Raw genomic sequence first — 24,024 nt, 5'->3', positions numbered from 1 at the left:
GGATAATACCGGCATATAAATACAACAGGTAAGGTTCTGTCGTAGCAATTTTTATACCCCGCAGCAATTACAGGCGTAATGCTGCCTAATCGCATATTGCTATGAAATTTATTCAGAATCTGTCAATCAGGAACAAACTATTACTCGTCTCCCTCATCCCCTTAGCAGCCTTATTGTATTTTCTGGCCATCGATGTAATGGATAAAATAGATAAACAGCAGAACATTCGCCGTGTCCATAACTATGTGATGGAAATTGAAAAGATAGGCGACATTATCTATAGCCTGCAGGAGGAACGCAGTCATTCAATAAGTTATGTAAGCAGTGGCGGCAGGGATGAAAAATTTGACATGCTTAACCAGCGGATGCAGACAGACAAGGCCATTGCCTTGTTCGGTCAACTGCTGAAAGAACAGAAAAAAGAAAAGAAATTAAGTATTCTCGGTAATATCGCCGATATCCGTAATGCCGTTAATCAGGTAGCTATAGACGTTGATACGATGGCCGGGGAATATGCTTCCATAAACACCCACCTGTTAGACGAAGTGAATGCGAACTATCGCAATGCCCAGGACCCGGAGATCAGGAACATGTCAGAATCACATTTTTACCTGCTGAACGGAATAGGTTTTCTGTCCCAGCTGCGTATGCGCCTGCACATTGCTATTCTACATAAAGAATTCCGTAAAAACGAATTCGCCGAGTTTGCCAGTCTTAAAGGCAAGTATGAATTGAAACTCGACCGGTATTATAAAAATGCAAGCCCTGAACAGGCAGCCGCTTTCAGTTTACGGATGAAAGACCCCGCCATTGTAATGGCAAAAGCATTGATAGATACGGTATATCATAACCCGGCCGCAGTGGCAACCATTCCGGTGGATACCTGGCACGTTAATATCTCTTCTTTCCTGAATGGGCTAAAAGAACAGGAAGACCTGTCAACCCGCGAAACCCGGCAGCTGGCTGAAGAAAAACTGGCTGCCATTTCCGGGTCATTGATCAGAGGCATTGTAATTGTAACTGTCGTGATCGTGGTCATCCTGCTCATGTTGTTATTGATCATCCGCTCTATTGTAAGTTCCCTGTCGGTGATCAGGAACGCAGCCGACCGCATTAGTAGGGGCGAAACCGATTTTATTGTCCCGGTGGCTTCCAAAGACGAAATTGGTAACCTGGTAGCCTCCTTTAACCAAATGGTACTGGTGTCAAAGGAATACGCGCAAATAGCAGAGGCCATTGGCCAGGGTGATTATTCGCCCGTAATAAGAATTCGCAGTGACGCCGATCTCCTGAGCAAGGCCCTGGAAAACATGAAACAGAACCTGCAAAAACTGTCGAATGATAATGAGGTCCGCACCTGGATGTTAACGGGAGCCAGTCAACTGAATAATATTTTGCGGGGCGAAAAGGTTGTAGGGGACCTGGCCCTGCAGATAATCAGCATGCTCACAGCGTACCTCAACGCCCAGGTAGGCGCTATTTACCTGGTCGAAAACAATCAACTCATGCTGTCTGGCAGTTATGCCTTTTCTCACCGTAAAGGAAATACAAATATAATAAAGCTGGGAGAAGGGCTGGTAGGACAGTCGGCCCTGGAAAAAAAGCCCATTGTTTTTGCCAATGTACCTGAAGATTATGTGAAGGTGAGCTCCGGGCTGGGACAGGCAACGCCAAGGAATATCCTGGTATACCCATTCCTGTACGACAACTATGTGAAAGGGGTTATAGAAATAGGCACCATGCGCGACATATCCGACCTGGACCTCCAGTTCCTGAAAATAGTTTCAGAAAGCATCGGCATCGCCTTTAATTCGTCGCAGGCAAGGAACAAACAACAGGAGTTGCTCGAAGAAGCCCAACGCCTCACCGAAGAGCTGGAAGCACAACAGGAAGAACTGAAACAAACAAACGAAGAGCTGAGCGAAAAGACCCAGATGCTGGAGAAATCACAAGCCGAATTACGGGCCCAGCAGGAAGAGTTGCAGCAAACCAATGAAGAGCTGGAAGAAAAAGCCAACCTGCTCGAAGAACAAAAAGAAAAGCTGGAGCTGGCCAAAATAGATGTGGAAAACAAGGCGCGGGAACTGGAAACCACCAGTAAATATAAATCGGAATTCCTGGCCAATATGTCGCATGAACTGCGCACCCCGCTCAACAGTATTTTAATTTTGTCGCAACTACTGACCGAAAATAAAAGCAACGCGCTTACCCAGAAAGATATTGAGTTTGCTTCGAATATTCACAACTCCGGTACCGACCTGTTGAACCTCATCAATGAAATACTCGACCTGTCGAAAGTGGAGGCGGGCAAAATTGAGATCGAAATTGAGGAAGTACCGGTTAGTGAGATCACCAAAAGCCTGAAACAATTGTTTGCTGAATTTGCAAAGAATAAGAACATCGATTTCAGGATCACCTGTTATGAAGAACATTTCCGCTCCCCATTACATACCGACAGGCAACGGCTTGAACAAATATTGCGCAACCTGCTTTCCAATGCATTCAAGTTTACCGATCGCGATGGAAAAATAGAGGTGATCATGGATGTGCAACCGCCCGATCCTACGCTGCGGAATGCCAACCTGCGCGGCCTTTCCGAAGTGGCCGTTTTCTCAGTGGCCGATTCGGGTATTGGCATACCCCAAAGCAAGCAGGGTATCATTTTTGAAGCGTTCCAGCAGGCCGACGGTTCAACCAAGCGAAAATTTGGCGGAACCGGTTTGGGATTGTCTATCAGCCGGGAGCTGGCCGGTGCATTAGGCGGTGAAATACACCTGGTTAGTGCAGAAGGAAAGGGCAGCACCTTTACCCTTTACCTGCCGTTGCAATTCGATGCAGCTCATGTTACCAAAGGCGAAAAAACTGTGGAAATCCGGAAGCCGGAGATCAGGAAAGAGTTGCCGGTGATCCCGGCGCATATACCCGTGCCGCACAAGGAAGCCGAAGACGACCGCTATCATTTGCGGGATAACGATAAAACCATCCTGATCATTGAAGACGATGTAGTGTTTGCGAAATTGTTACTCGATATAGCGCGTGAAAAGGGATATAAAGGTATTATTGCCCACCAGGGTAACACCGGCTTAAGCCTGGCGCGGTATTACCGGCCCGATGCCATTATACTCGATATGAAGCTGCCGGTGCTCGATGGCGCTGAAGTATTGCGGTTACTGAAGAACGACCCTGAATTGCGGCATATACCCGTACAGATCATGTCGGGGTACGACCTTCGGAAGGAAGGGATGGAACTGGGCGCGTTTGATTTTCTGCGCAAACCACTTACGCACGATGCAGTAAAGGGCGCCTTTGACCGCATTGAGGATTTTGTAAACCGCAAGCTAAAGAAATTACTGGTGGTGGAAGATAACCCGCAACAGAATAAAGCCATTCGCGAGCTTATTGGTAACGGTGACATCAAATCCTTTGCGGCGTATACCGGTCAGGAAGCTTATAAAATGCTGGAGGATGAAAAATTCGATTGCATCATCATTGATCTGGGGTTGCCCGATATGACAGGTTTTGAATTGATGGAAAAAATAAAGGAAAGCGAAGAACTGAACAAGATCCCGATCATCGTATATACCGGCCGTGACATGAACAAGGACGAGGCAAAGCAACTGGAGAAACTGGCCGATACGGTTGTGCTAAAGACCTCCAATTCCAAAGAACGGCTACTCGATGAAACCGCCCTGTTCCTGCACCGGGTTGAATCGAACCTGCCAAAAGAAAAACAGCAGATCATTCGCAAGCTGCACCGTACCGAAGAAGTGCTGAAGAATAAAAAAGTGCTGATCGTAGATGATGATATGCGTAACATTTACTCCCTTACCAATGTACTGGAAGAAGAGGGGATGAAATGTTTTGTAGCTGAGAACGGTAAGGTGTGTCTTGAAATGTTAAACCAGCATCCCGATGTCGAAATTGTATTGATGGATATCATGATGCCTGAAATGGACGGGTTCGAAGCCACCATGAACATCCGGAAAATGGAAGGCTTTAGCAAGCTGCCCATTATTGCGCTTACAGCAAAGGCCATGAAAGGCGACCGGGAAAAATGCCTGGAAGCAGGCATGAGCGATTATGTTTCGAAACCGGTGAATATAGAGCAATTGCTGTCGCTGATGCGGGTATGGCTCTATAAATAAAATACAAGCGATGATTGTCAATGAAGAGTTCCGGCAGTTCCTTGAATCTGTCAGGTTTGTATATGGTTACGATTTTACTGAGTATGCAGAAGCTTCTGTGGTACGCAGAATACGGGCATTTATGGAAAGCAATAAGGTGGGCAGTTTAAAAGACCTGGGCATAATGGTGCTGAAAGATGAAACGGCCTTTGAACACTTTATACAGGAGATCACGGTGAATGTGACCGAAATGTTCCGTGATCCGCTCTTTTACAAAAGCCTGCGAAAGAATGTGGTGAACCGGCTGGCCACATACCCGTTCATTAAAGTATGGATAGCAGGATGTTCTACAGGCGAAGAAGTGTATTCCCTGGCCATCCTGTTCAGGGAAGAAGGCCTGCTCGACAGAACCGTGATCTATGCCACCGACATTAACCAGGATGCGTTGCAAAAAGCAAAGGAAGGAATTTGTTCTATCCAAAGCATGAAGAATTATACCGAGAACTATTTGAAAGCAGGGGGCAAAAATTCATTTTCCGATTACTATAAAGCGAAATATAATTCGGTGCTCTGGGATAAATCGTTGCGGCAGAATATTGTTTTTTCGGTGCATAACCTGGCTATGGATAAATCGTTCAATGAGTTTCAGCTGATCCTTTGCCGCAATGTGCTTATTTATTTCAACCAGAGCCTGCAAAGCAAAGTGATCACTTTATTCTATGAAAGTTTGTGCCCGTTCGGCTTTCTGGGGTTAGGAAATAAAGAATCCCTGTTGTTTGCCGAAAAACAGAGATCTTTTGAAGAAATAGATAAAAAGGAAAAAATATTTATGAAAGTTAAATAGGCGGGTAACGGATCATGCAGATAAATAATGCGTACGATGCAATTGTAATTGGTACTTCTGCTGGTGGATTATATGCTTTAATGCATATTCTGCAACAGCTGCCGGCTGATTATCCTGTACCGGTGATCGTCGTTCAGCACCGGTCGAAAGATGAACGGGCACTGTTGGAAGAAGTACTGCAGCAAAAATGCGACATCCGCATTAAACAGGCCGATGAAAAAGAACCGATACAACCGGGCATTGTATATTTTGCGCCGCCCGATTATCATTTGCTGATAGAAAGCAATGGAACCTTTTCATTAAGTTTTGATGCGCCTGTGAATTATGCGCGCCCATCCATCGATGTGTTGTTTGAAACGGCGGCCGAAGTATTTAAACAGCGATTGCTGGGCATTATTTTAACCGGCGCCAATAGCGATGGCGCGAGTGGCATAAAAAAGATCAGTCTGCTGGGGGGCGCCACCATTGCCCAGCAACCCGAAACAGCCGATTATCCTGAGATGCCGCGGGCAGCCATCAATACCGGTTATGTGCAGCATATTTTAGATCCTGATGCCATAGGCGATTTTTTACTTCACCCTGAAAACAAAAATGATGGAAAAACAGGCTGAAGACCATATTTTGATTGTAGACGACAAGATCAACAACATTTATGTGCTGGAAGAGATCCTGCGCCAGCCGGGCCGTAACCTCATCAGTGTCACCAATGGCAATGAGGCGTTAAAAATTGCCCTGCACCAGGAAATTGATCTCATTCTGCTCGATGTACAAATGCCCGGCATGGATGGGTTTGAAGTGGCGCAGATCCTGAAATCGAACAAACGCACCAGCGAAACGCCCATCATTTTTGTGACCGCCGAATTGAAAGACCACAAATTTGTAATGAAGGGGTTTGAAGAAGGCGCCATCGATTACCTGTATAAACCACTTAATCCGGAAATTACCGAAGCGAAAGTATCGGTATTGCTGCAGTTGCACCGGCAGCAACGGGAACTGATGGAGAAGAACCAGGCGCTGGAAAATTATGCCCTGCTCATCAATAATTCGGCCGACCTTATTTGCATCATTCATGGCAGCAGTTTTTTGTTCGAAGAAGTGAATGATGCGGTTCATACCCTGTTGGGGTATACGGTACAGGAAATGAAAGGTTCTTCGTTGTTGAATTATTTGTCAGAAGAAGGACAGGCCAGAGTGAAACAACTGGCCGCCGTTTATCAGCCTGAGTTCTTATTCGAAGCCCTGATGTATACAAAAAACAATGAGCCCCGGTTTTTCAGCTGGAACGTAGTGCATAAGCAAAACCTGTGGTTTGCCATTGGCCGCGATATAACCCGGCAGAAAAAAGCCGATTTTGAAATAAAGGAGCTCAACAGGAACCTCGAAAGGAACTTGGCCCAGTTGCAACTCACCAATAAAGAACTGGAGGCATTTTCCTATTCTGTGTCGCACGATCTGCGGGCGCCTTTACGCAGCATAAACGGCTATGCGCAAATGATACAGGAAGATCATGCCCATGCATTCAACGACGAAGCCAAACGCATGCTGAATGTGATCAGCAAGAACGCCCAGAAAATGGGGATGCTCATCGACGACCTGCTGGCCTTTTCGCGCATGGGCCGCAAGGAAATTACCCGGGTGCCGGTTGAGTTCAATAAACTGGTTGAACCAATAATCACAGAATTGAAAAACAGTACGCCCCACAAAACAAAAATAACCGTGCAAGCCCTGCACAATACCCAGGGCGATCCTGCCTTGCTGTCGCAGGTTTACATGAACCTTATCTCCAATGCCATAAAATATTCCGCTAAAAAAGAGGCTCCTGAAATTGAAATAGGCGCTGAAGAAAAAGAAGATGAAATTATCTATTACGTAAAAGATAACGGGGCCGGGTTTGACATGCAATATGCGCATAAATTATTTGGAGTATTTCAACGATTGCACAGTAATGAAGAATTTGAAGGAACCGGCGTGGGACTGGCTATTGTACAGCGGATCATTGTGAAACATGGGGGAAAGGTGTGGGCCGAAGCAAAGCCCGGAGAAGGCGCTGCCTTTTATTTTTCATTACCCAAAATAAATAAACCTCCTATATGAGCGAACATCTAAACAATGGTAAAGTCGATATAGTTCTTTGTGAAGATAACGCTGATGAAGCAGAGCTAACCATCCGGGCTCTTTCAAAACAAGGCCTTGCCAATAGCCTTGTTCATTTAAAAGACGGCGAAGAGCTGTTGCATTATTTGAATTGTACCGGAACCTATACCGGCCGCAATGCAGCAAACCAGCCCAGGCTTATTATCCTTGACCTGAAGATGCCCAAGGTCGACGGCCTGGAGGTGCTTAAAAAGCTGAAATCAGATAACCGTACCTGTATGATCCCTGTGGTATTGCTTACTTCTTCAAAAGAAGAGAAAGATATCCGTGAAAGCTATATGCTGGGGGTGAACAGCTACATTGTAAAACCTGTGGATTTCGAAGGTTATGTAAAGGCTATTAGTACCATGGGCCTTTACTGGTTAATATTAAATCAAACCTGTCAAATGTAAGTTATGGCAACTGAGAAAAGTATAAAATTGCTGATCCTCGAGCATGATGAAAACGACCTTGAATTGTTGTTGTATGAATTAAAGAAAGGCGCACTGGATTTTGTTCCAAAGATCGTTGCAACAAAAGAACAGTTCAGCGATGCATTAACTGATTTTTACCCCGAGGTTATTTTGTCCGACTATTCACTACCAGGCTTTAATGGCGTGGCTGCATTTAATATTAAGCAACAGGTTTGTCCTGATGTGCCATTCATTATTGTGTCGGGTACTATTGGGGAAGAAAATGCCGTGGAGCTCATCAAGAACGGGGTAACCGATTATGCCTTAAAGGATAAATTGTTTACGGTGATCCCTAAGATAAAAAGAGCAATAAAAGAAGCGGGGGAACGGCGCGAGAAGGATTTGGCAGAACGGAACCGGAATAACAGCGAGCGTCAGCTGGCAGAAGCGCAACGCATTTCCAAAATGGGCAGCTGGGAAATAGGGGAGAAAGGCGAGCTGATTGCGGGCTCGGAAGAACTGTACCGCATACTGGATATTGACAGCAATACGCCTTTGTCGTATGATATATTCCTTGAATTCGTTCATCCTGAAGATATTTCCCATGTTATGAAAGCGCAGCAGCAGGCACTTACAACCGGGGTTACTGAGCCTACGCAGTTCCGCATCATCAGCCGGGCAGGGATAGAAAAATTTATCGAAGGCCGTGGCTCACAACGCCGGAATGATGGCGGAATAAGTTTTATTGGCACCTGCCAGGACATTACCGAAAAAGTGAAAGCAGAACAACAACTGGCAAAATACTCTGAGCAGATAGCGCGGGAGCGGGTAGAACACCAACGCAAGCTGGTACGGGCCTCTATTGAAAGCCAGGAGCGCGAACGGGCCGAGATCGGGCGCGAACTGCACGATAACATCAACCAGATACTGGCCGTTACAAAGGCCTATATTGAAGCCTCCCTGCACGAAAAAGATATGCAGGAAGAGCTGGCCGAACGCAGCATCAAAAACCTGCAACTTGCTATCAATGAGATCAGGAAGATCTCCAAATCACTGGTGCCGCCGGTCATGGATAAGAACGGACTTATTGATTCGGTACAGGACCTCATCGAAAATATCAGGCTGGTGAATCCATTCGCCATCAACTTCAGCTATGAAAAAGATCAGCTGCGCGGTGTAAGTTCACAACAACAGCTGGCCCTGTATCGCATTGTTCAGGAGCAGTTCAATAATATAATAAAACACGCCCAGGCACACAATGTATCTATTGAGCTATCGGGTGAGAACAATTGCATTGACCTCAACATAAAAGACGATGGGCAGGGGTTTGATCCCCGGGAGCGAAGGAAAGGCGTGGGGCTAAGCAATATCCTTAGCCGTATTGAGCTGTTCGATGGCAAGCTGGAAGTGATCTCCTCCAAGGGCCAGGGCTGTACGTTAAAGATCCATGTGCCCAAGGAGAGCAGGGTAGTGGCGTGAGATAGTTGATTTCCTGATTTCGGGATCTATAGATTTTTTGATTTTTTAGCCTTCGCCGGTTGCCGGTGGAGGCTTTTTTGTTGGGCAAACGAAATTGTGCAAGTACACATCAGGCTTTTTCATTTATAAAACCTTTAATCAGCTGCGCCAATAACGCCACATTCGCCTGCTCCAACGCATGCGGCGTGCCAGGTATAACACCCAATTGTGCTTTGGGTAATTGTTTGTAAACCGCGATGGTTTCATCGAGGGTCACCATTTTATCGCGATCGCCGAGGAGCAACAGGCTGGGCGTGGTAATGGTGGTATAATCTTCCAGCTGCAATGCATTTTGTTTGCCCAGATCAATCAATAGTTCACTGGTTTTGTGAAGTAAGCTGAGCCAGTCGTTCGGTGCATGGCGTTGCTGCAATTGCGCGGCGAATGCCGGCACTTTTTCCTGAATGGTTTTTCCATTAAGCATTTTCACTTCCTGCGCAGCCGTTTTTTCATCCCAATGGAATTTGGTGGCCAGTGTTATTAGTTTATTTACTTTTTCGGGATGGTGTTTGGCCAAATACATGGCCGCATATCCACCCATGCTATAGCCGAAAATATACGCTTGCGCAATTCCTGTCTCGTGCATATATTGAGCGATCTGTTCAGCAAATAATGGTATGGAAAATGCGGTATCAGCAAATGGCCTTCCGCCATGACCACTGAAATTAAATGAATGCACCTGGAATTTATTCTCCAATTCCACGGCCAGTGGTTTCATTTGATCTTTGCTGCCCAGCGCGCCATGTAAAAGAATTATATGCTGCATGGTAGTTATTATAAATTTCAAATATAAAAAATCAATCACAAGTGTAAACACATAACACTAACATATGATAAAGAAAAGAATGCCTTACAGCTTTATGTATTATGAACTATTAGTCAGGATGTTTTATGTAACAGCTTCTTTTCATGTGGGAACACTAATTTCAAATTTCTTTTGTCAAGTTTATTAGTGCGTTGTTTAATATAATAAGGGGATCCGTTTTATCTGTATGGGGGTTAATTATTCGCTACTTGAATATGGTGTGTTGGCCTGACGTTTAAATCCTGTATACTGATAGTTTGTAGCAAATACCGCACTTCCCATTTTTATACAATTTCCTGTTTATGTAAAACCGCGTTGTCGTAAGGCTCCCCGGCTGTTTATTGCTAACCCGAAAGGCATTCTGTTGCCCTTTTATTAGAATTGTTTTTAATGGAACAACACCCTGAGCTGCGTTCACACAATGCCGTTCGGAAGGCCTTTGTTTATTTTTTATGGACTATGTCTATTATTTTTAACACCATAAAAACCGAATCAGTTATGAAAAAGATGGTCTTAATTTTCGTACTGGCATGCACGTTTTCTGCCACTGTTAAAGCCGATGCTATTAAAGCTAGATCTAATGTAAACGCATTTGTTCAACCATTTAGTCAGTCCTATGCGCTGACCGCCAGCTACCTTTGGTTTACTGACATTGACCTCACTAACCCGGTCGGTTCTTATTGCGACATTTGGTATGAAATGAATAGACTGCGTAGCGTTTTCACTGGTTATTCATTTTCAAATTACAATTATGGAGGGCTTCTCGAATTTGAATACGGCTATTCCGCCCCTTTATATTTTGCTACCATTTACAGTGACCTGCCACAGTAATAGGTGACACTTTAGTTGTATCCTTCATTTTGCACTAATGCAGGATTACGGGTTATCTCATCACTCGGTATTGGCCAAAAAGCCGCCGTGGTTTTCCAGTAAGTAGGTCGATAGGCGCTCATGATCTCATCAATCCTTTTGTCATTGGGATGCGTTGCTGAACGTGCCGGCCAGCGTTTCAGGTCGAACCAGCGATGTCCCCATTCAGCAAAGAGCTCCATGCGCCGTTCCTGTTCTACCGCAGCCATTGCCTGGGTTTGTGTGGTTATATTGGTCAGATCCGGTAACCCCGCTCTTTTCCGGATCGTGTTCAAATCATTGACCGCATCTGGCAGTTGATCAAGCATAGCCCGGGCCTCCGCACGAATACAATATTGTTCTGCCAACCGCAGCACCATATTGTATTCTTCCCGCGGAGTAGCTGTGTTCAATTTATATTTAAACGGTGAGTTGTATTGTTTGCTGCTAACCGTCACGGTTCTTACCCAATTTGTCTTCCGTTTATCGCCCGGTTCTATATACTTTAATAAAGAATCTGAAAGCGTAAGCGCTGGTCGTCCATTAGGATTAATAGGTACAAACCAGCCGCCCTCAGCCGTATTGTAAGTTTCCAACACGGGCATAAACTGTAAAATGGTTTCCATACTGTTATACCGGAAGGTTTGCAACAGATCGGTTTCCAGTTGATATACGCCCGACTGAATCACTTCCGATGCGGCAGCCGCTGCATTGGCCCATTGTCCCAGGTATAAATAAATCCTTGCCTGCAGGGCTCTTACTGCCAGCCTGTTTACCCGCACCCGTGCGTTGGGGAATTCCGGGGTGGTTACATAGGCAACTTTTAATAAATTTTGGGCGTTTTGGAGGTCATCAACTATTTGATTATACACGTCAGTTACTGCTGTCCTGGGCATGTTGGCGCTTTTAGTATAATCGGTAGATAAAACCAGCGGCACCTCGCCATAAAGGTTCACCAGGTAAAAATAACTGAAGGCCCGCAAAAAATAGGCTTCGCCCAACAACTGGTCATGCAAAGCTGGAGTAATGGAATTTTTGCCGGTAAGCCCTTCTATTAAATCATTACATTGATAGATATACAAATAAGTATTAGCCCATATATACCTAACTTCCTTATTCGATGAAGGAAGTGTATTCGATAAAAAAGGCTGATCCGTGGCTACCACCGTGTTGCCAGCAGCCAAATCATCGCAGGAAAGCCCGGGATACCGGCTCATATATCCATTGAATGGACCAAAACTTTCCATCATTTTAAAATAAATACCGATCACCGCAGCCTGCGCCAGCGAATCGCTTTTATATACTTCTGAGGTTACTACCTTGCCGTCGGGCGTGCCGGCATCCAGTAATTTATTACAACCCATGATCAGGGGCAATACTGTAACAAATGGAATGGCAACCGCCCATTTGTACATTATCCTGAACCAATGCATACGCTACTTTTTATAAGGTTACTTGAAAGCCTACTATCATGCTCCTTTGTAAAGGCAAACTGAATGGTGTTTGTAATTCCGGATCAGCGCCTTTATATGGCGTGATCGTAAACAGGTTCTCTGCACTTACATATACACTTGTTCTTTTAAGATGTATTTTTCTGCAAAATTGATCGGCAAATGTATAACCCAGTTGCACCTGTTTCAACCGCACATACGATGCATTTACCAACCGCGCATCCGAATTTACCCAATTGCTAATGGCATTTTTTACAGGACCGCCCGAAAGTGTGCTTACCTTTTGCCAGGCCGCTTCATCGCCTTGTTTGCGCCAGCGGTTTTCCAGTTCAGCCGGTTGGTTGCTGTAAAAATCCAGATTTGCCTGGCCCGGCGGTAACGTGTTTTGGGTACTGGGATTATAAATGTCTGATAAAAAATGGGGCGCATTCTGCTGGCGGAATTCAAAATAGATGCTTAAATCAACCTGTTTATACCGGAAACTGTTGCGAAGGCCGCCAAAAAATACGGGATCTAATTTACTGGCAATTTTCTCCGTTGAATCGGCAACCGTGAATAATCCGGTATTGGCATCAACGCCGGTAAAATGGTGAACGATCACGATATTTAGCGGTTGGCCAACCATCAGCTTTTTATTATAGCTTGAGCTTTCCAGGTCGTCGAACCGCACCAGTTTATTCTGCGGTACAGCCCCGGTCAATTTACTGCACCAGCTAAAATTGCCCCAACTCTTGCTGAAAGCAGCATCTATTTCAACACCAGTATTTTCAATAATGGCCGGAAAATTTTTAGTTATCGCACCAAACCCTGTCTGTGCCGGTAATACATAGTTAATAATCTGGTTCCTGCTGCGGTTGCGGTACCCGGTTATGGTGGTGCTGAAATTATCGTTAAGGCGAAATTCAATCCCGGCCTCCAGTTTTCGGGTAACTTCCCATTGATAGTAAGGATTGGCCAAACCGGCGGGATAAATTCCATACAAACCCTGATAGGGACGCGAAGCGGTATTCCAGGTATTTAAATAGGCATAATCACCGATCTGGTCGTTACCGGTGCTGCCATAACTGGTCCTGAACTTCGCATAGCTGTTGTGGCCATTGGTATTCTTTTCCCAGAAAATGTAGCTGGCGCCAATAGCGCCAAAATTAGCATACCGGTCGGCAGGGCCAAAACGGGAAGAACCGTCACGGCGAACGGTTAAACTTAGAAAATACTTGTTCCTGTAATTGAATTTAACCCGGCCAAAGGTTGATAGGAATAAGTACTTTGATTTGTCTGATGTATATTTTGATTCTTTAGCCGCTTCAGGAATACCCAGCAATTCATCATTGGTGTACCCGGAATATGTATTCGACCACCGGTCGTTCAATTGCGATGACCAGAAGGCGCCCAGTACCGCCTGCACCTGTACCTGTTGCAAAATGGAATCGGTATAATGTAAACCCGGTTCAATCATCCAGGTGGTGAACTTGTTACTGGCCTGGCTATATTCACCTGTTGGTGAAAATTCCGGGTCAAGTGCACTGGCCGGTATCCTGTTTTCCTCCCTCACATGGATCTGCTGATAGCCTACCGCCGCTTCAAAACGCAACTTGCGAAAGAGTTTATATTGCAAAAACGCTTGCAACGAAGTATTGCCGGTTGTTATGAAATCGTTCTTCATGAAATAGCTCAGGGGATTCCGGAAAGAAGCGTCTTTACCGCCCCAATATAAATTTCCGGCGCTATCATAGAGGTCAGGTACATTGGGCGCCAGCAGGGTAGCATACATAACGTTTTCGATCAGCCACTTATTTTCGGCCACGGAATAGTAGGCCGATAATCCCGTTTTTAGTTTATGGTTCTTCGACCGGTAGCTAAAGTCACTTAACAGCGACCATCGTTTGCCATAGATGTTCGATGGCAGGGTGGCCGTTTGGCTGCTGAAGCCGCCATTCAATAAAAACTGGAATAACGAATCGCCCTGTGAAAAAGAAAAATGCTCATTCATGTTGTGGGCCATACTGCCCAACAAAAATTTAGTGGCATCAAAATACCGGGTGCTGTCCCATACCAGGAGGTCGGGCGCGTTAGCTTTTGTTGGAATGCTGTTATCATTACTGAATGCCTCCCGGCGCATGGCCAGGTATTGCGAGGTGTTCATCAGTTCCATGGTAGGTAAGGCCTCGCCACCTCCATATGATGCCGAAATGGTCAACTGCGGTTCTTTCGAAGTTCCTTTTTTCGTAGTTATCAATATAACGCCATTAGCGCCACGCGCCCCATAAATAGCTGTGGCTTCCGCATCTTTCAATACGGTGATGGTTTCAATGTCGAGCGGATTGATGGTATAGAAGGGATCGAAACCCGAAGCGGCTATCCCCGGCGCCTGTGGTTCGCCCACCATGGTGCTCAGTTGATTCACTGGCCGCAGCGAGGGCGCCCAGGGAATACCATTCACCACGAACAGGGGCGCGCTCGATGGCCGGTAATTCAATTCCGATACAGGACCTAACGAAGTGGGGCCCCTGAACAGGAATCGATGGGTGGCGCCGGGCACACCGCCTGATGGCGGGGCCAGAATACCCGAAATATTTTCCTGGATGATCTTCAGCACATCTCCATTGGGAATGCTGGCCACCCGTACCTGTGAAACACCGGCTGAGCTTCCTTTATCTTTTGAAGAATAACCTTTAACGACAGCCACTTCCATATTGGGGTCCTGTAGCTCCATTTGAACTACGACAGGCTTATGGCTGCTGTGCCAGGGAATGGCCACCGGTTTATAGTTAACGTAAGTAATATCGAGTGTGTCACCAGCACTCCAGGTGAGGCTGAATTCACCGCGGCTATCGGTAGGTTCACCTTTGCCCGAACGCAACTGTACCGAAGCACCAGGCAGTGGCCTGGCCGAATCGTTCTTTACAACACCCTGAATATTGAATTGAAAATGAGACCGGCTTGCTGCTATTTCGGCTTCGCTCTTTGGGTAAATAGCCAGTGTATTGACAATAATTTTGTATTTGAGAAATGGCTGCTCATCAAATATTTGTTGCAGTAAGCTATCGGTTACCGGGTGTAAAGGTACACGTACCTGTACGGCATTCTTAATGACCTTTTTATCATACACCGCATCTTTGATCACGCCCTTCGATTTCAGGATCTTTATCACTTTTTCCAATGAATGCGCCTGTCCCTGTTGGCCCGGATCCCCATCCTGGGCTTTCGCCATACTGATACTACATACCATAACCAAACAACCAAGGACCTTTTTCATTTAGGTAACTTATTTCTGGTATTCGTATTCTGTTAAAAAATCAGGGTTACCGCCATCACTATCAGGGAAATACGCAATAAATAAAATCATATAACCCGATCGTGCAGGTGTAACTGATACCTGGTTGGGTTAGATATCAGTAATGAAGTTATAAAAATGATTGTTTTTAACAGTTTCTTTTTTCCGAAATGGCCGGTAAGTAGTAATGGGCATACGTGTACACATACAAGTAATTTTTTTCCATATGAAGTAATCAACAAAGCCCGCCATAAACCGGAATTGCTTCCAGATTAAGGCGGGCGATAAGGTTTGGAAATAATTTTGCTATTGGCTGCCGTTTACAGCCATTGGGTGGGAATCTGTTGCTATGTGTGGTTTTAAGAGCAATGCTGAGTAGCTTTTTACGCTACTCAGCCATCGGTGCATTGATCAAAGGAGGTTTAATGGAATCTAATGGTATTTCTCTTTGTAAAGTACAGCCTACGTTTAAACATGTATATCAAGGTTAATTACTCTTTTTTTCTTTGGCCACCACAGTATGGCCTTGCAAAGTGAACAGTACGCTTACGTTCGTATTCAGCAACTCCAGCACTTTTGGTAATGGCGTGGTTCTTTCAATGTTACCCATTAATGTGGTTTCAGGGGTACCCGGCTCTATTCGCGTTTCAACGTTATACCAGCGGTTTATTTGCTGCAGAATAGATTGAACCGATTCGCCTTCCAGGTTAATGAATCCATGTTTCCAGGCAAGCACCTGCTCCATCTCTTCCTTGCTTTTGGTCTTTACTTTGATGCTATCGCCTGCTACAACTGCCTGCTGATTGGGTTTTATGTTCCTAAGCGTACTGCCATGTTGAATTGCAACTGATCCGTTCACCAGAGTAGTGGTTACCTGGTTGTCTGAATCGTATGCTTTTACATTGAATTTGGTGCCTAATACCTTTACTTCGGTACCATGGGTAAATACCCGGAAGGGTTTTGTTTTATCTTCAGCCACTTCAAAATATCCTTCTCCTGAAATTTCAACCGTACGGTCATTGCCATTGAATGCAGTGGGGTAGCGCAAAGACGAACCCGCATTTAACCATACTTTCGAGCCATCGGCTAACGTAACCTTATATTCGCCACCATACGGGGTGGTGAGCTTATTATTCACAATTTTGGTACCTGTTTTATTGTTGTCAGCCACTTTATAGATCAGCTGGTTGTCTTTTTGCTTGCTGATCTCCATATTGTCCTGGTAGGCGACGATACCGGCCGGAAGCGTATCAAGGTCTATTTGTTTATTATCATCCAGCGTAAGTATTGCCCATCCTTTGCCTGGTTCAATTGGCTTTTGTTCAACAGTTACAGTATTGTTGTCCGGTGTGTTCTTATTGTTATTGATAACCTGGTAAAGGGCATAAACGCCAATGAGACTTCCTGTCAATACTGCTGCAGCGAGCATCCAGGTACGTTTGCCGGTCTTTCTTTCCGGTTGCAGTTGAATAACGGGAACTTCCTGGGGCATTGTGAGGGCGTAAGTGGCCTGAATGCTTTCCCATATTTCGTCCTGCTTTGCCTCCAGCTTCCCATACATGCCAACGTATTCCAAAAGCCGGGGATCTTCTGCTTCTACCTTCATATATTCCGTTGCTTTGCCCGACGTCCACTCATCACAAATATCCTGCTCAACGCTCGTCAGGGGCGCCTCATCGCTTTTCCCAAATGCCACTTGGGTAATATTGCCAGGTATTGTGTTCATGGTGTTCAATTGTAAGGTGTGTAATAAGGTTTATTTATTTTACAGCTACCCCCTGAACCAGCTGTGTTTTCTTCTTTACTATTATATAACAACCAACACCTTTCAAACATTAAGAAATAGGGGAACATTTTTTTAATTGTTAGCCAAAATAAAATTTGCACAGCAGGGCTAACAGGATGATCAGGACAGGTATAGTGTATTTTCCACCGTTTTCTTCAATAAATTCCTTTAACCGGGCAATGCCTTTTGATTTTTGCGTATATACCTGGTTCGGACTAATATTCAACGCTTTAGCTATTTCATCGGGTTGCTTATTCTCCATGGTAAGTCTTATAACGGCGGCACATTGCTTTTCCAACTTACCTAGTCCGGCCTCAATTAACCGGCGCATATGGGCCATCTCATATTTTTTATTGACTGCCGGTTCTTCTGAAAGCGGTAACTCTTCCTGTAATTTTTTGCGGAAAGGATCTTCTTTTTGCGCGGCCCTTAAATAATTGAGCGCACCATTCCTGACGGAAATATAGAGGTAGGCTTTTAATTGCTCCACTGCACTAAAAGTGAGCTTTTTTCCTAACAGCCTTGTAATAGCGGAAATGGCAATATCCTCCGACTCATCTTCATTCTCGATCATGCGGAAGACAAATACAGTCAGATCGGCATAGGTTGCTTTGAATAATTCAGCATGCGCAGCCGGTTCATTGTTATTTAACTTTGCAAGAAGATCGTTCGTGATGTGCATTTGTATACATTTTAAAATGGCCGGTCAAGGGATAAAAAAATGATACCCGAAAGAGAGCATCTCTCGGCTACAGAGCGTTGCTTACAGAAGAATTACACGAACTTATTGGGGGAGAATAAGGTTTGGCGACGCAAGATTAAACAATAATCCCGTCAAAAGCAAACAATCGTTCGCTTAATTTTTACTTATAAGTTATAATACTTAGATGATGGGTAGCCGAATTAATTTTTCTTTTTATATAATAAAAAGGTTGATATAAGACTGAGTCTTCCGCCGTTACTTTTTCATCGGGCATGTTGGCTTTATGCCGGGCGTTCGATACCCGTAATTCATATCTTTTTAATTGTTCGGGCGTAAAATCAGAGATGATCTGGCCCCTTCCTTTTTTAATAGTATGACAGCCGGCGCAAATGAGATCGTACAGCACCCGGCCCTTATCGCACAGTTTTGAAAATTCCGTTCTAACCGGTGAGGACATGGCTTCCGGAAATGAAGCAGGAAGTAGGAATTTTGAGATTGCTGGATTTAGAGATTTATAGATTGGCGAAAAATTCAAGGACAGCGCAAATCCCCAAATCACCAAATCTCAAAATCAGAAATTACGTCATACTTCCTACTTCTTACTTCTTACTTCTTAATTTTCTTACTTTGTCGGTTCGTCGTCTAGTGAAGAACTACCATTTTTAGTCTCGAAGTAGTAGCGCCATGCGATACCAGTACGAAGTAAGTGCCATCTTTCAGGCTGCCTACAGAAAGACTGATCTGTTGTTTGCCGGCCCTTAAATTCTTATCCATTTGTTTCAACACCACTTTGCCATCGATATTCACAACAGTGATCGACACTTTTTCATCATGGAACAACTCCAAAGCAATAGTTGCATTAGTATGCGTTGGGTTGGGATACAGGGCCGCAGTAATGGGTTGTTCGTTGTTCACTGTGCTCACGCGGGCATTATCGGGGCAGGCGCCTAACAGATCTTTGTGTCCAAGATGGGCCGGAACTGCATTTACGGAAACGGATTGTGTATGTCCGTTATGGCAAATGAACACTTTGTTCTTTTGACCATCGCGGATGTCTTTTACATAAACAGTTTGTTTAACCGTATCGGCACAGCCAAAGGCATTCTTAATAATTACGGTATAAGTGGTAGTTGTATCCGGACTAACACTGATCATATTGCTGGTAGCACCGGTTGACCACCAATAGGTATAAGGAGGGAAGCCGGCAGCTACTGAAGCCGTTAATTGCAGGCTTTGCGGCCCATAACCCAGGAAAATGGTATTGGGCGTTTGGCCTTCCACAGCAGGCGAGGGGTTTACCGAAATAGTACCGGTATAATTTGAGCAGGCTGCATAGGTGTCGGGGTTAAATAAAGCGAGGAACTGACCGCCTTCCACCGCTTCGCCGGTAATGCCGTAGTGCGCCTGATCAACCAGCAGGAACATGCCGGCACCTAAAATTTCCTGTACATCGAGGATACCTGAAGCTTCTTCATCCTGTGTAAGGAAGTTAGCACCACCGCTAAGAAAACGGGTAGCATCGTGTGTACCGATCATTTCCAGCTTGTCGGTGGCAATGGTATATTGCCAGGTTTTACCCAGGTGGGCATTGTTACCTACATCTTCTACCAACAGAATATGTCCCCAATGATCAATGGTGATATTGTCGAACATTTGTTGTCCTTCAGTGCCATCGAGCACCGCAGCAACAGTACCACCCTGTGTAAGATCATTGATATTGCTGAAATGCAATTTCCATAAACGGCTGGGGCTGCCAAATGCATTCGTAGTAGCAAAATAAAAATCTTCGGGATGCAATGGGTCCCAGGCGCCATCTTCAGGACGCAGGAACTGGGTTACACCTGCATTGTTGCTGGCGGTATTCAAATTGGTTCCGCTCATATTATGAACATCGCCCAGATTGATCATAGTAAAAGGCGTACCGGCTGCAGGTGTGCCGGCGCTTGTTTCTATCAACATACCGCTTACCGCCGGTGCATACAGGTTACCATTGGTTAAACCAGCCTTTTCAATTTCTGTTCCGGTTGTTGTTTTGGTTCCTATATAAAAATAAACCTGACCGGGTGTGGCATCGTCCATACCCGCCACTACGGTTTTGTCGCCCGTTGCCGGATTGGCCACTGAATTTTCCATAGAAAATTTTCCCAGATAAGGCAATTCATAAGAAGTACCGCCATTGGGGCCGGTAACAATATGCGCCATAGCCCGGCCTTCGTTGCCATTTTCTTCCCCATTCATGAAAATGCGCTCGGTAGTGCCTTTACCTGTAGCTGCATTGTAAAAAGCAGATACAGCAGGCAGATCGGCCGAGCAAAAACGGGCGAACCCGGCGGGCATGGGACTGGCCGTATTATAAGTAGTATACGATGTACCGTTCCATAATTTCACGGTTTTCATGAGGTCGCTACCGCTTACTACCGACAGGTCCGATTTTTTTACGATCCATTTCGACACAAAAGCGCCTTTTGAACCGTGCGCTCTTACCACGCCGGCTGTATTTCCAAATTCATGGTTCATCAAAACCGTGAATGTACCATCGCCATTATCAAAGGCGCCCAACCCATCGGGTGTACCAACCATTTTATAACTACCGGCCATATCGAGGGTAGTTAAAATGGCAGTGGTTTTTACCCCGGTCTTTACAGGCACAACATAGGGAGTTTGGGAAGAAGAGGGCCCTTTTACCTGGCCCCAGGTGGATGTTTGACATACAGTTGCCATGGCAATGATGCCAAAAACAGTTAGCAGGTGTTTTTTCATGTCGTTAATGATTTGTTATCGAAGCTATCGGAGTGGTGTTTCTTTATTGCTACTGATGTATTACGAAAAAGTTATATTATTAATTATCGCCTTGCGTGGCTGGCACTGCAAAAAATAAAGCCTCCCGATGCATCGGAAGGCTCTTTATGGGTACATACACTTATACTTATTTTCCGCTTATTAATACCGTCGTTGCAGTCTCAAACAGATCGCGTTCCCTGGCTAATAATTTAATGGGCACACCATCCAGCTCGCGGATATTTTTTTCGCGTGATATAATGATGGCCTGCGGGTTGCTTGCAATCAATTCGCTTACCTCGGCCGGGTTAACCAGCACTTTTACCGGTTTGTTTAAATAGAAATTATACGCCGGGTTATAGATCTGGTAAGAATACACCTGTTCATCCCTGTTTAGCAGGTGCAATGTTTTTGTAACGGGATTATGCTGGTAAATAGCCGGGTAGCCAATGGCAAGGAATAGAAAATTGAAAACAGAATAGCCGGCGATGATGGCGTGCAAGGCTTTTTTCAATCCTTCTTTCCTGAAGTACCACACGCTGCAGCCTGCCGTTATCACCGGCACAATGAACAACAGCGACCAGCCGCGAAAAGATTGTGTAGCGCTTTCAAGCCCCAGTAAAAACCAGGTAGCAGCCAGCAACAGCACATTCAGCCCAAATAATAACCACAAAGGATAGGGTCTCACTTTTATTTGTCCGGTTATCACCTTGTTGATGAAATAACCAAGCAATACAGCCATAAACGGATAGCAGGGCATGGGATAGTTGGGCAATTTGGTGCCCGACAAACTAAAAAATAGGATGAACACTACGGTTACATACATGCACAACCTGATAAAGGTATTTCTATGGTATGTTAGTAGTTTTTTCACCAGCTCGCCACTAAAGACAGATACCGGTAATAAGCCGGTCAAAACAAATAGCGGTACTATTATAAAAAGTCCGCCGTGGCCTTCCATCGGTTCTCCAAAGCGGTTGAAATTATGACGGAAGAAAAATTCGCGTGTAAACTCGCCATCCGTTGCCCGGTGTATTTCAAGATACCAGGGTACAGCAACTAAAGCTATAACGCCAATATACAGCAGCATTTTCCGGGAAAACAACAGGCCGTATTTCTTCAGCGAAATACTCCACCACACCAATATGACTGCCGGCAATGCGAGGGCCACCGGTCCCTTGGCCAGGGTAGCCAGTGCGGCCGCAACGGCTGAACAGATCAGCCATTTTAAGGTACGCTCCTGGGCATACCCATAAAAACAAAAAATACCGGCGGTAATAAAAAATATCAGGTAAGGGTCGGGGACCGATAGGCGGAACTCGAACAAAAAATGGGTGCTTACCAGCAACACGGCTACCGACCATATAGCAGTGCCATAGCTTACAAAGCGCCTGGCAAAAAACCAGGTGAGCCATATAGTTAACCAGCCAAACACGGCCGAAAAGAACCGGGCCGCAAAGGCGTTTGTGCCAAATGTGCGGTAGGCCAGCTGCATAAAATAATAATGCAGAGGTGGTTTTTGTGCCCGCAGCTCGCCGTTAAAAGTGGGAACGATCCAGTCGTGCCGTTCCATCATTTCCCGCGCTGCCTGGGCATTGCGGGCTTCATCCAAAATGTACATGGGGGTGGAACCGATACTGGAAAACAACAAGAACGCAGCAATGATAAATAACCAGGTTATCTTATTGGTGCGCAGGTGCAATAACACATTATTCCATTGTTGTAACATACGGCTGTGGTGCAGGTTTTGGCGTATTGGATTGTATAGGATCTATAAAAATAAAAGGTAAGCCGGGTAACGAAGAAGTAACAGTGGTGCCATAAAACAACAGGCTGGCCATTATTGAAATGGTATGATCTAACCCGAATACCTGTGCGCCCCATAAAAACACCACCTCGCGGGCGCCCAATCCGCCAATGGTGAACGGCAAAACCGCCACAACCGATGAGATCAGGAAGATGAGCATGTACTGTTCAATATTGGTATGAACATGCAAGGCTTTCAGGATGCAATACATGCAGGCGATCTGCAAAACCTGTACGGCCATTCCCCAGGCGAATGTGGGAAAAAAGCCGGGCAGAAAATAAGGGAAGAATATTTTTACCAGGTAGTAAAAAACCGGAATGCCCAGCAAAATACCAGTCATTAACCAGCCGCTGTAATAACCGCCTTTAAAAGCGATCGTCCAGAAAATTACCAGCAATACGCCCAGCGCCACCAAACCGCTGAACCGGTCGAGCAAAACAGCCGCAGTCGTTTTTTTATAGGCTATATTATAATCCTTGGAAAGACGCACCACCTTATACGCATCCCCGCTGATGGAACCGGGCAGGAATAAATTATAGAACATGCCCAACCAGTACAGCTGAATATTCCTCCATTCTGGCAGCTGGATCCCGAGATTGCGGAAATAGATGTTCAGGCGAAAAGATGAAAACAATTTGGATACTATAAAAGCACCAACGGCCAGTATGATCCAGGCCGGACTGGCAAGGGTAAGTCCACCGGACAATTTTTTAAAATCTATCTTATCTGTGATATACCAAATACACAATGCCGTGATCACGACCTTAATTAACAGCTTCGCTCCTTTTCGAAACTTCTCAGACGGCATACGGAATGAAAGTATCATGTATCGTAGTTTTCTATTGTTTCAGAACAATGCAATGATCCTTATTGCAATTGAATTTGACCTTCGTTATTGACGCCCCGCCATTCAATTTTGATCTGGCTCAGGTACCAATATACGAGTAATGCCGAAAACACGCCGATCAATGCGCCGGCCACTACATCGGCCAGAAAATGTTGTCCCAGGTATATTCTCGAATAGCCGGTGATAAAAGCAGTTACCAGGTATATCAGGGAGAGCCTTTTGTCTTTTGTATTTAACGCCAGTATAGTGGCCAGTGCAAAAACTGAAGTGGTATGACCCGATGGAAAACTGGTCATACCGCTATGAGTAACGCCATCAATAAAATAGGGATATTCTGTATTGTGAATAATGGCCATCGGCCGTGGCGCATGGAACCACCGTTTCAATACCTGGCTGATAATGCCCGAGAACACATATGCAGTAAGCACCTGCATGGCCAGCGCACCTCTGTCGACCAGTAAAAGTACCAGGAAGATGGCTATGGAAGTAACGCCATCGCCCAGCAAGGTATAATTCTCAAAAAGCGTATCGAGGTATAGGGTATGGACCGTATTTAATCTGAAAAAAATGTCTTTGGCAGAAAATAGGGCAAGAAAAAAACCGCTTACGCAGAGTACAGTAAGCAATAAACTCCAGAAAACAGGACAAACTTTGAAAATGCGAATGATTCCCTTCACAGTTTTTAACAAAAC

17 protein-coding genes are annotated in these 24,024 nt (G+C 45.2%); 7 read left to right on the top strand and 10 right to left on the bottom strand.

All coding sequences use genetic code 11. The features are described from left to right. The first annotated feature begins 101 nt into the window (after positions 1–101). The 6 genes from A3860_RS35645 to A3860_RS35620 are packed head-to-tail and all read left to right on the top strand — an operon-like array spanning position 102 to position 8,993. Positions 102–4,145 (top strand): response regulator, encoded by a 4,044-nt coding sequence (locus A3860_RS35645; protein WP_081155373.1) that lies wholly within the window; start codon positions 102–104, stop codon positions 4,143–4,145. Between the two features lie 10 nt (positions 4,146–4,155). Next, entirely contained in the window at positions 4,156–4,968 is an 813-nt protein-coding gene (locus tag A3860_RS35640) for a CheR family methyltransferase (protein ID WP_081155372.1), read from the top strand. Between the two features lie 14 nt (positions 4,969–4,982). Continuing rightward, a complete protein-coding gene (locus A3860_RS35635; protein ID WP_081155371.1) occupies positions 4,983–5,579 on the top strand; it encodes a chemotaxis protein CheB in 597 nt (198 codons plus the stop codon). Further along, positions 5,563–7,062, top strand: a complete 1,500-nt coding sequence (locus tag A3860_RS35630; protein WP_081155370.1) for a sensor histidine kinase — start codon at positions 5,563–5,565, stop codon at positions 7,060–7,062. Before A3860_RS35635 ends, A3860_RS35630 begins: the two co-directional genes overlap by 17 nt. After that, entirely contained in the window at positions 7,059–7,514 is a 456-nt protein-coding gene (locus A3860_RS35625) for a response regulator (RefSeq protein ID WP_081155369.1), read from the top strand. The genes A3860_RS35630 and A3860_RS35625 overlap by 4 nt, the downstream gene beginning before the upstream one ends. 3 nt (positions 7,515–7,517) lie before the next feature. Continuing rightward, entirely contained in the window at positions 7,518–8,993 is a 1,476-nt protein-coding gene (locus A3860_RS35620) for a hybrid sensor histidine kinase/response regulator (RefSeq protein WP_081155368.1), read from the top strand. A gap of 109 nt (positions 8,994–9,102) precedes the next feature. On the opposite strand, the gene A3860_RS35615 is transcribed toward A3860_RS35620, so the two are convergent. Next, on the bottom strand, positions 9,103–9,798 hold the full coding sequence (locus A3860_RS35615; RefSeq protein WP_081155367.1) for an alpha/beta fold hydrolase: 696 nt from the start codon (positions 9,796–9,798) through the stop codon (positions 9,103–9,105). 537 nt (positions 9,799–10,335) lie between these two features. Between A3860_RS35615 and A3860_RS35610 the strand changes: the two genes are divergently transcribed. Continuing rightward, complete coding sequence (locus A3860_RS35610) at positions 10,336–10,668, top strand: hypothetical protein (protein ID WP_143774426.1); 333 nt, start codon at positions 10,336–10,338, stop codon at positions 10,666–10,668. An 11-nt stretch (positions 10,669–10,679) separates the two neighbouring features. Here A3860_RS35610 and A3860_RS35605 read toward each other — a convergent pair whose 3' ends face one another. From A3860_RS35605 to A3860_RS35565, 9 genes are all read right to left on the bottom strand, one after another. Further along, the gene (locus A3860_RS35605) at positions 10,680–12,119 is read right to left on the bottom strand and encodes a RagB/SusD family nutrient uptake outer membrane protein (RefSeq protein ID WP_081155365.1); all 1,440 of its coding nucleotides are present in this window, start codon (positions 12,117–12,119) and stop codon (positions 10,680–10,682) included. Between the two features lie 10 nt (positions 12,120–12,129). After that, positions 12,130–15,393 carry a SusC/RagA family TonB-linked outer membrane protein gene (locus A3860_RS35600; RefSeq protein ID WP_081155364.1) on the bottom strand — a complete coding sequence of 1,088 codons (3,264 nt, stop codon included), beginning with the start codon at positions 15,391–15,393 and terminating at the stop codon, positions 12,130–12,132. 505 nt (positions 15,394–15,898) lie between these two features. After that, complete coding sequence (locus A3860_RS35595; RefSeq protein WP_081155363.1) at positions 15,899–17,137, bottom strand: FecR family protein; 1,239 nt, start codon at positions 17,135–17,137, stop codon at positions 15,899–15,901. Between the two features lie 139 nt (positions 17,138–17,276). Then, positions 17,277–17,879, bottom strand: coding sequence for an RNA polymerase sigma factor (locus tag A3860_RS35590; protein ID WP_081155362.1), 603 nt, complete (start codon positions 17,877–17,879; stop codon positions 17,277–17,279). A 181-nt stretch (positions 17,880–18,060) separates the two neighbouring features. Then, positions 18,061–18,357: a hypothetical protein gene (locus tag A3860_RS35585; protein WP_081155361.1), complete on the bottom strand. Its 297-nt coding sequence runs from the start codon at positions 18,355–18,357 to the stop codon at positions 18,061–18,063. A gap of 185 nt (positions 18,358–18,542) precedes the next feature. Then, complete coding sequence (locus A3860_RS35580) at positions 18,543–20,660, bottom strand: T9SS type A sorting domain-containing protein (protein WP_081155360.1); 2,118 nt, start codon at positions 20,658–20,660, stop codon at positions 18,543–18,545. Positions 20,661–20,826: 166 nt separating this feature from the next. Next, entirely contained in the window at positions 20,827–22,407 is a 1,581-nt protein-coding gene (locus A3860_RS35575; RefSeq protein ID WP_081155359.1) for an ArnT family glycosyltransferase, read from the bottom strand. Beyond that, on the bottom strand, positions 22,388–23,311 hold the full coding sequence (locus A3860_RS35570; RefSeq protein ID WP_081155358.1) for a lysylphosphatidylglycerol synthase transmembrane domain-containing protein: 924 nt from the start codon (positions 23,309–23,311) through the stop codon (positions 22,388–22,390). Before A3860_RS35570 ends, A3860_RS35575 begins: the two co-directional genes overlap by 20 nt. 41 nt (positions 23,312–23,352) lie before the next feature. Further along, positions 23,353–24,009 carry a phosphatase PAP2 family protein gene (locus tag A3860_RS35565; protein WP_081155357.1) on the bottom strand — a complete coding sequence of 219 codons (657 nt, stop codon included), beginning with the start codon at positions 24,007–24,009 and terminating at the stop codon, positions 23,353–23,355. Between the last annotated feature and the right edge of the window lie 15 nt (positions 24,010–24,024).

Origin of the sequence: Niastella vici (genome assembly GCF_002077945.1) — a bacterium.
In the GTDB taxonomy this organism is placed as follows: Bacteria; Bacteroidota; Bacteroidia; order Chitinophagales; family Chitinophagaceae; genus Niastella; species Niastella vici.
This window is presented reverse-complemented; position numbering and strand designations above follow the sequence as displayed.

What these genes read in the sequence shown, in the direction of transcription:
- A3860_RS35645 (WP_081155373.1), top strand. Translation starts at nt 102, where the DNA reads ATGAAATTTATTCAGAATCTGTCAATCAGGAACAAACTATTACTCGTC.
- A3860_RS35640 (WP_081155372.1), top strand. Translation starts at nt 4,156, where the DNA reads ATGATTGTCAATGAAGAGTTCCGGCAGTTCCTTGAATCTGTCAGGTTT.
- A3860_RS35635 (WP_081155371.1), top strand. Translation starts at nt 4,983, where the DNA reads ATGCAGATAAATAATGCGTACGATGCAATTGTAATTGGTACTTCTGCT.
- A3860_RS35630 (WP_081155370.1), top strand. Translation starts at nt 5,563, where the DNA reads ATGGAAAAACAGGCTGAAGACCATATTTTGATTGTAGACGACAAGATC.
- A3860_RS35625 (WP_081155369.1), top strand. Translation starts at nt 7,059, where the DNA reads ATGAGCGAACATCTAAACAATGGTAAAGTCGATATAGTTCTTTGTGAA.
- A3860_RS35620 (WP_081155368.1), top strand. Translation starts at nt 7,518, where the DNA reads ATGGCAACTGAGAAAAGTATAAAATTGCTGATCCTCGAGCATGATGAA.
- A3860_RS35615 (WP_081155367.1), bottom strand. Translation starts at nt 9,798, where the DNA reads ATGCAGCATATAATTCTTTTACATGGCGCGCTGGGCAGCAAAGATCAA.
- A3860_RS35610 (WP_143774426.1), top strand. Translation starts at nt 10,336, where the DNA reads ATGAAAAAGATGGTCTTAATTTTCGTACTGGCATGCACGTTTTCTGCC.
- A3860_RS35605 (WP_081155365.1), bottom strand. Translation starts at nt 12,119, where the DNA reads ATGCATTGGTTCAGGATAATGTACAAATGGGCGGTTGCCATTCCATTT.
- A3860_RS35600 (WP_081155364.1), bottom strand. Translation starts at nt 15,393, where the DNA reads ATGAAAAAGGTCCTTGGTTGTTTGGTTATGGTATGTAGTATCAGTATG.
- A3860_RS35595 (WP_081155363.1), bottom strand. Translation starts at nt 17,137, where the DNA reads ATGAACACAATACCTGGCAATATTACCCAAGTGGCATTTGGGAAAAGC.
- A3860_RS35590 (WP_081155362.1), bottom strand. Translation starts at nt 17,879, where the DNA reads ATGCACATCACGAACGATCTTCTTGCAAAGTTAAATAACAATGAACCG.
- A3860_RS35585 (WP_081155361.1), bottom strand. Translation starts at nt 18,357, where the DNA reads ATGTCCTCACCGGTTAGAACGGAATTTTCAAAACTGTGCGATAAGGGC.
- A3860_RS35580 (WP_081155360.1), bottom strand. Translation starts at nt 20,660, where the DNA reads ATGAAAAAACACCTGCTAACTGTTTTTGGCATCATTGCCATGGCAACT.
- A3860_RS35575 (WP_081155359.1), bottom strand. Translation starts at nt 22,407, where the DNA reads ATGTTACAACAATGGAATAATGTGTTATTGCACCTGCGCACCAATAAG.
- A3860_RS35570 (WP_081155358.1), bottom strand. Translation starts at nt 23,311, where the DNA reads ATGATACTTTCATTCCGTATGCCGTCTGAGAAGTTTCGAAAAGGAGCG.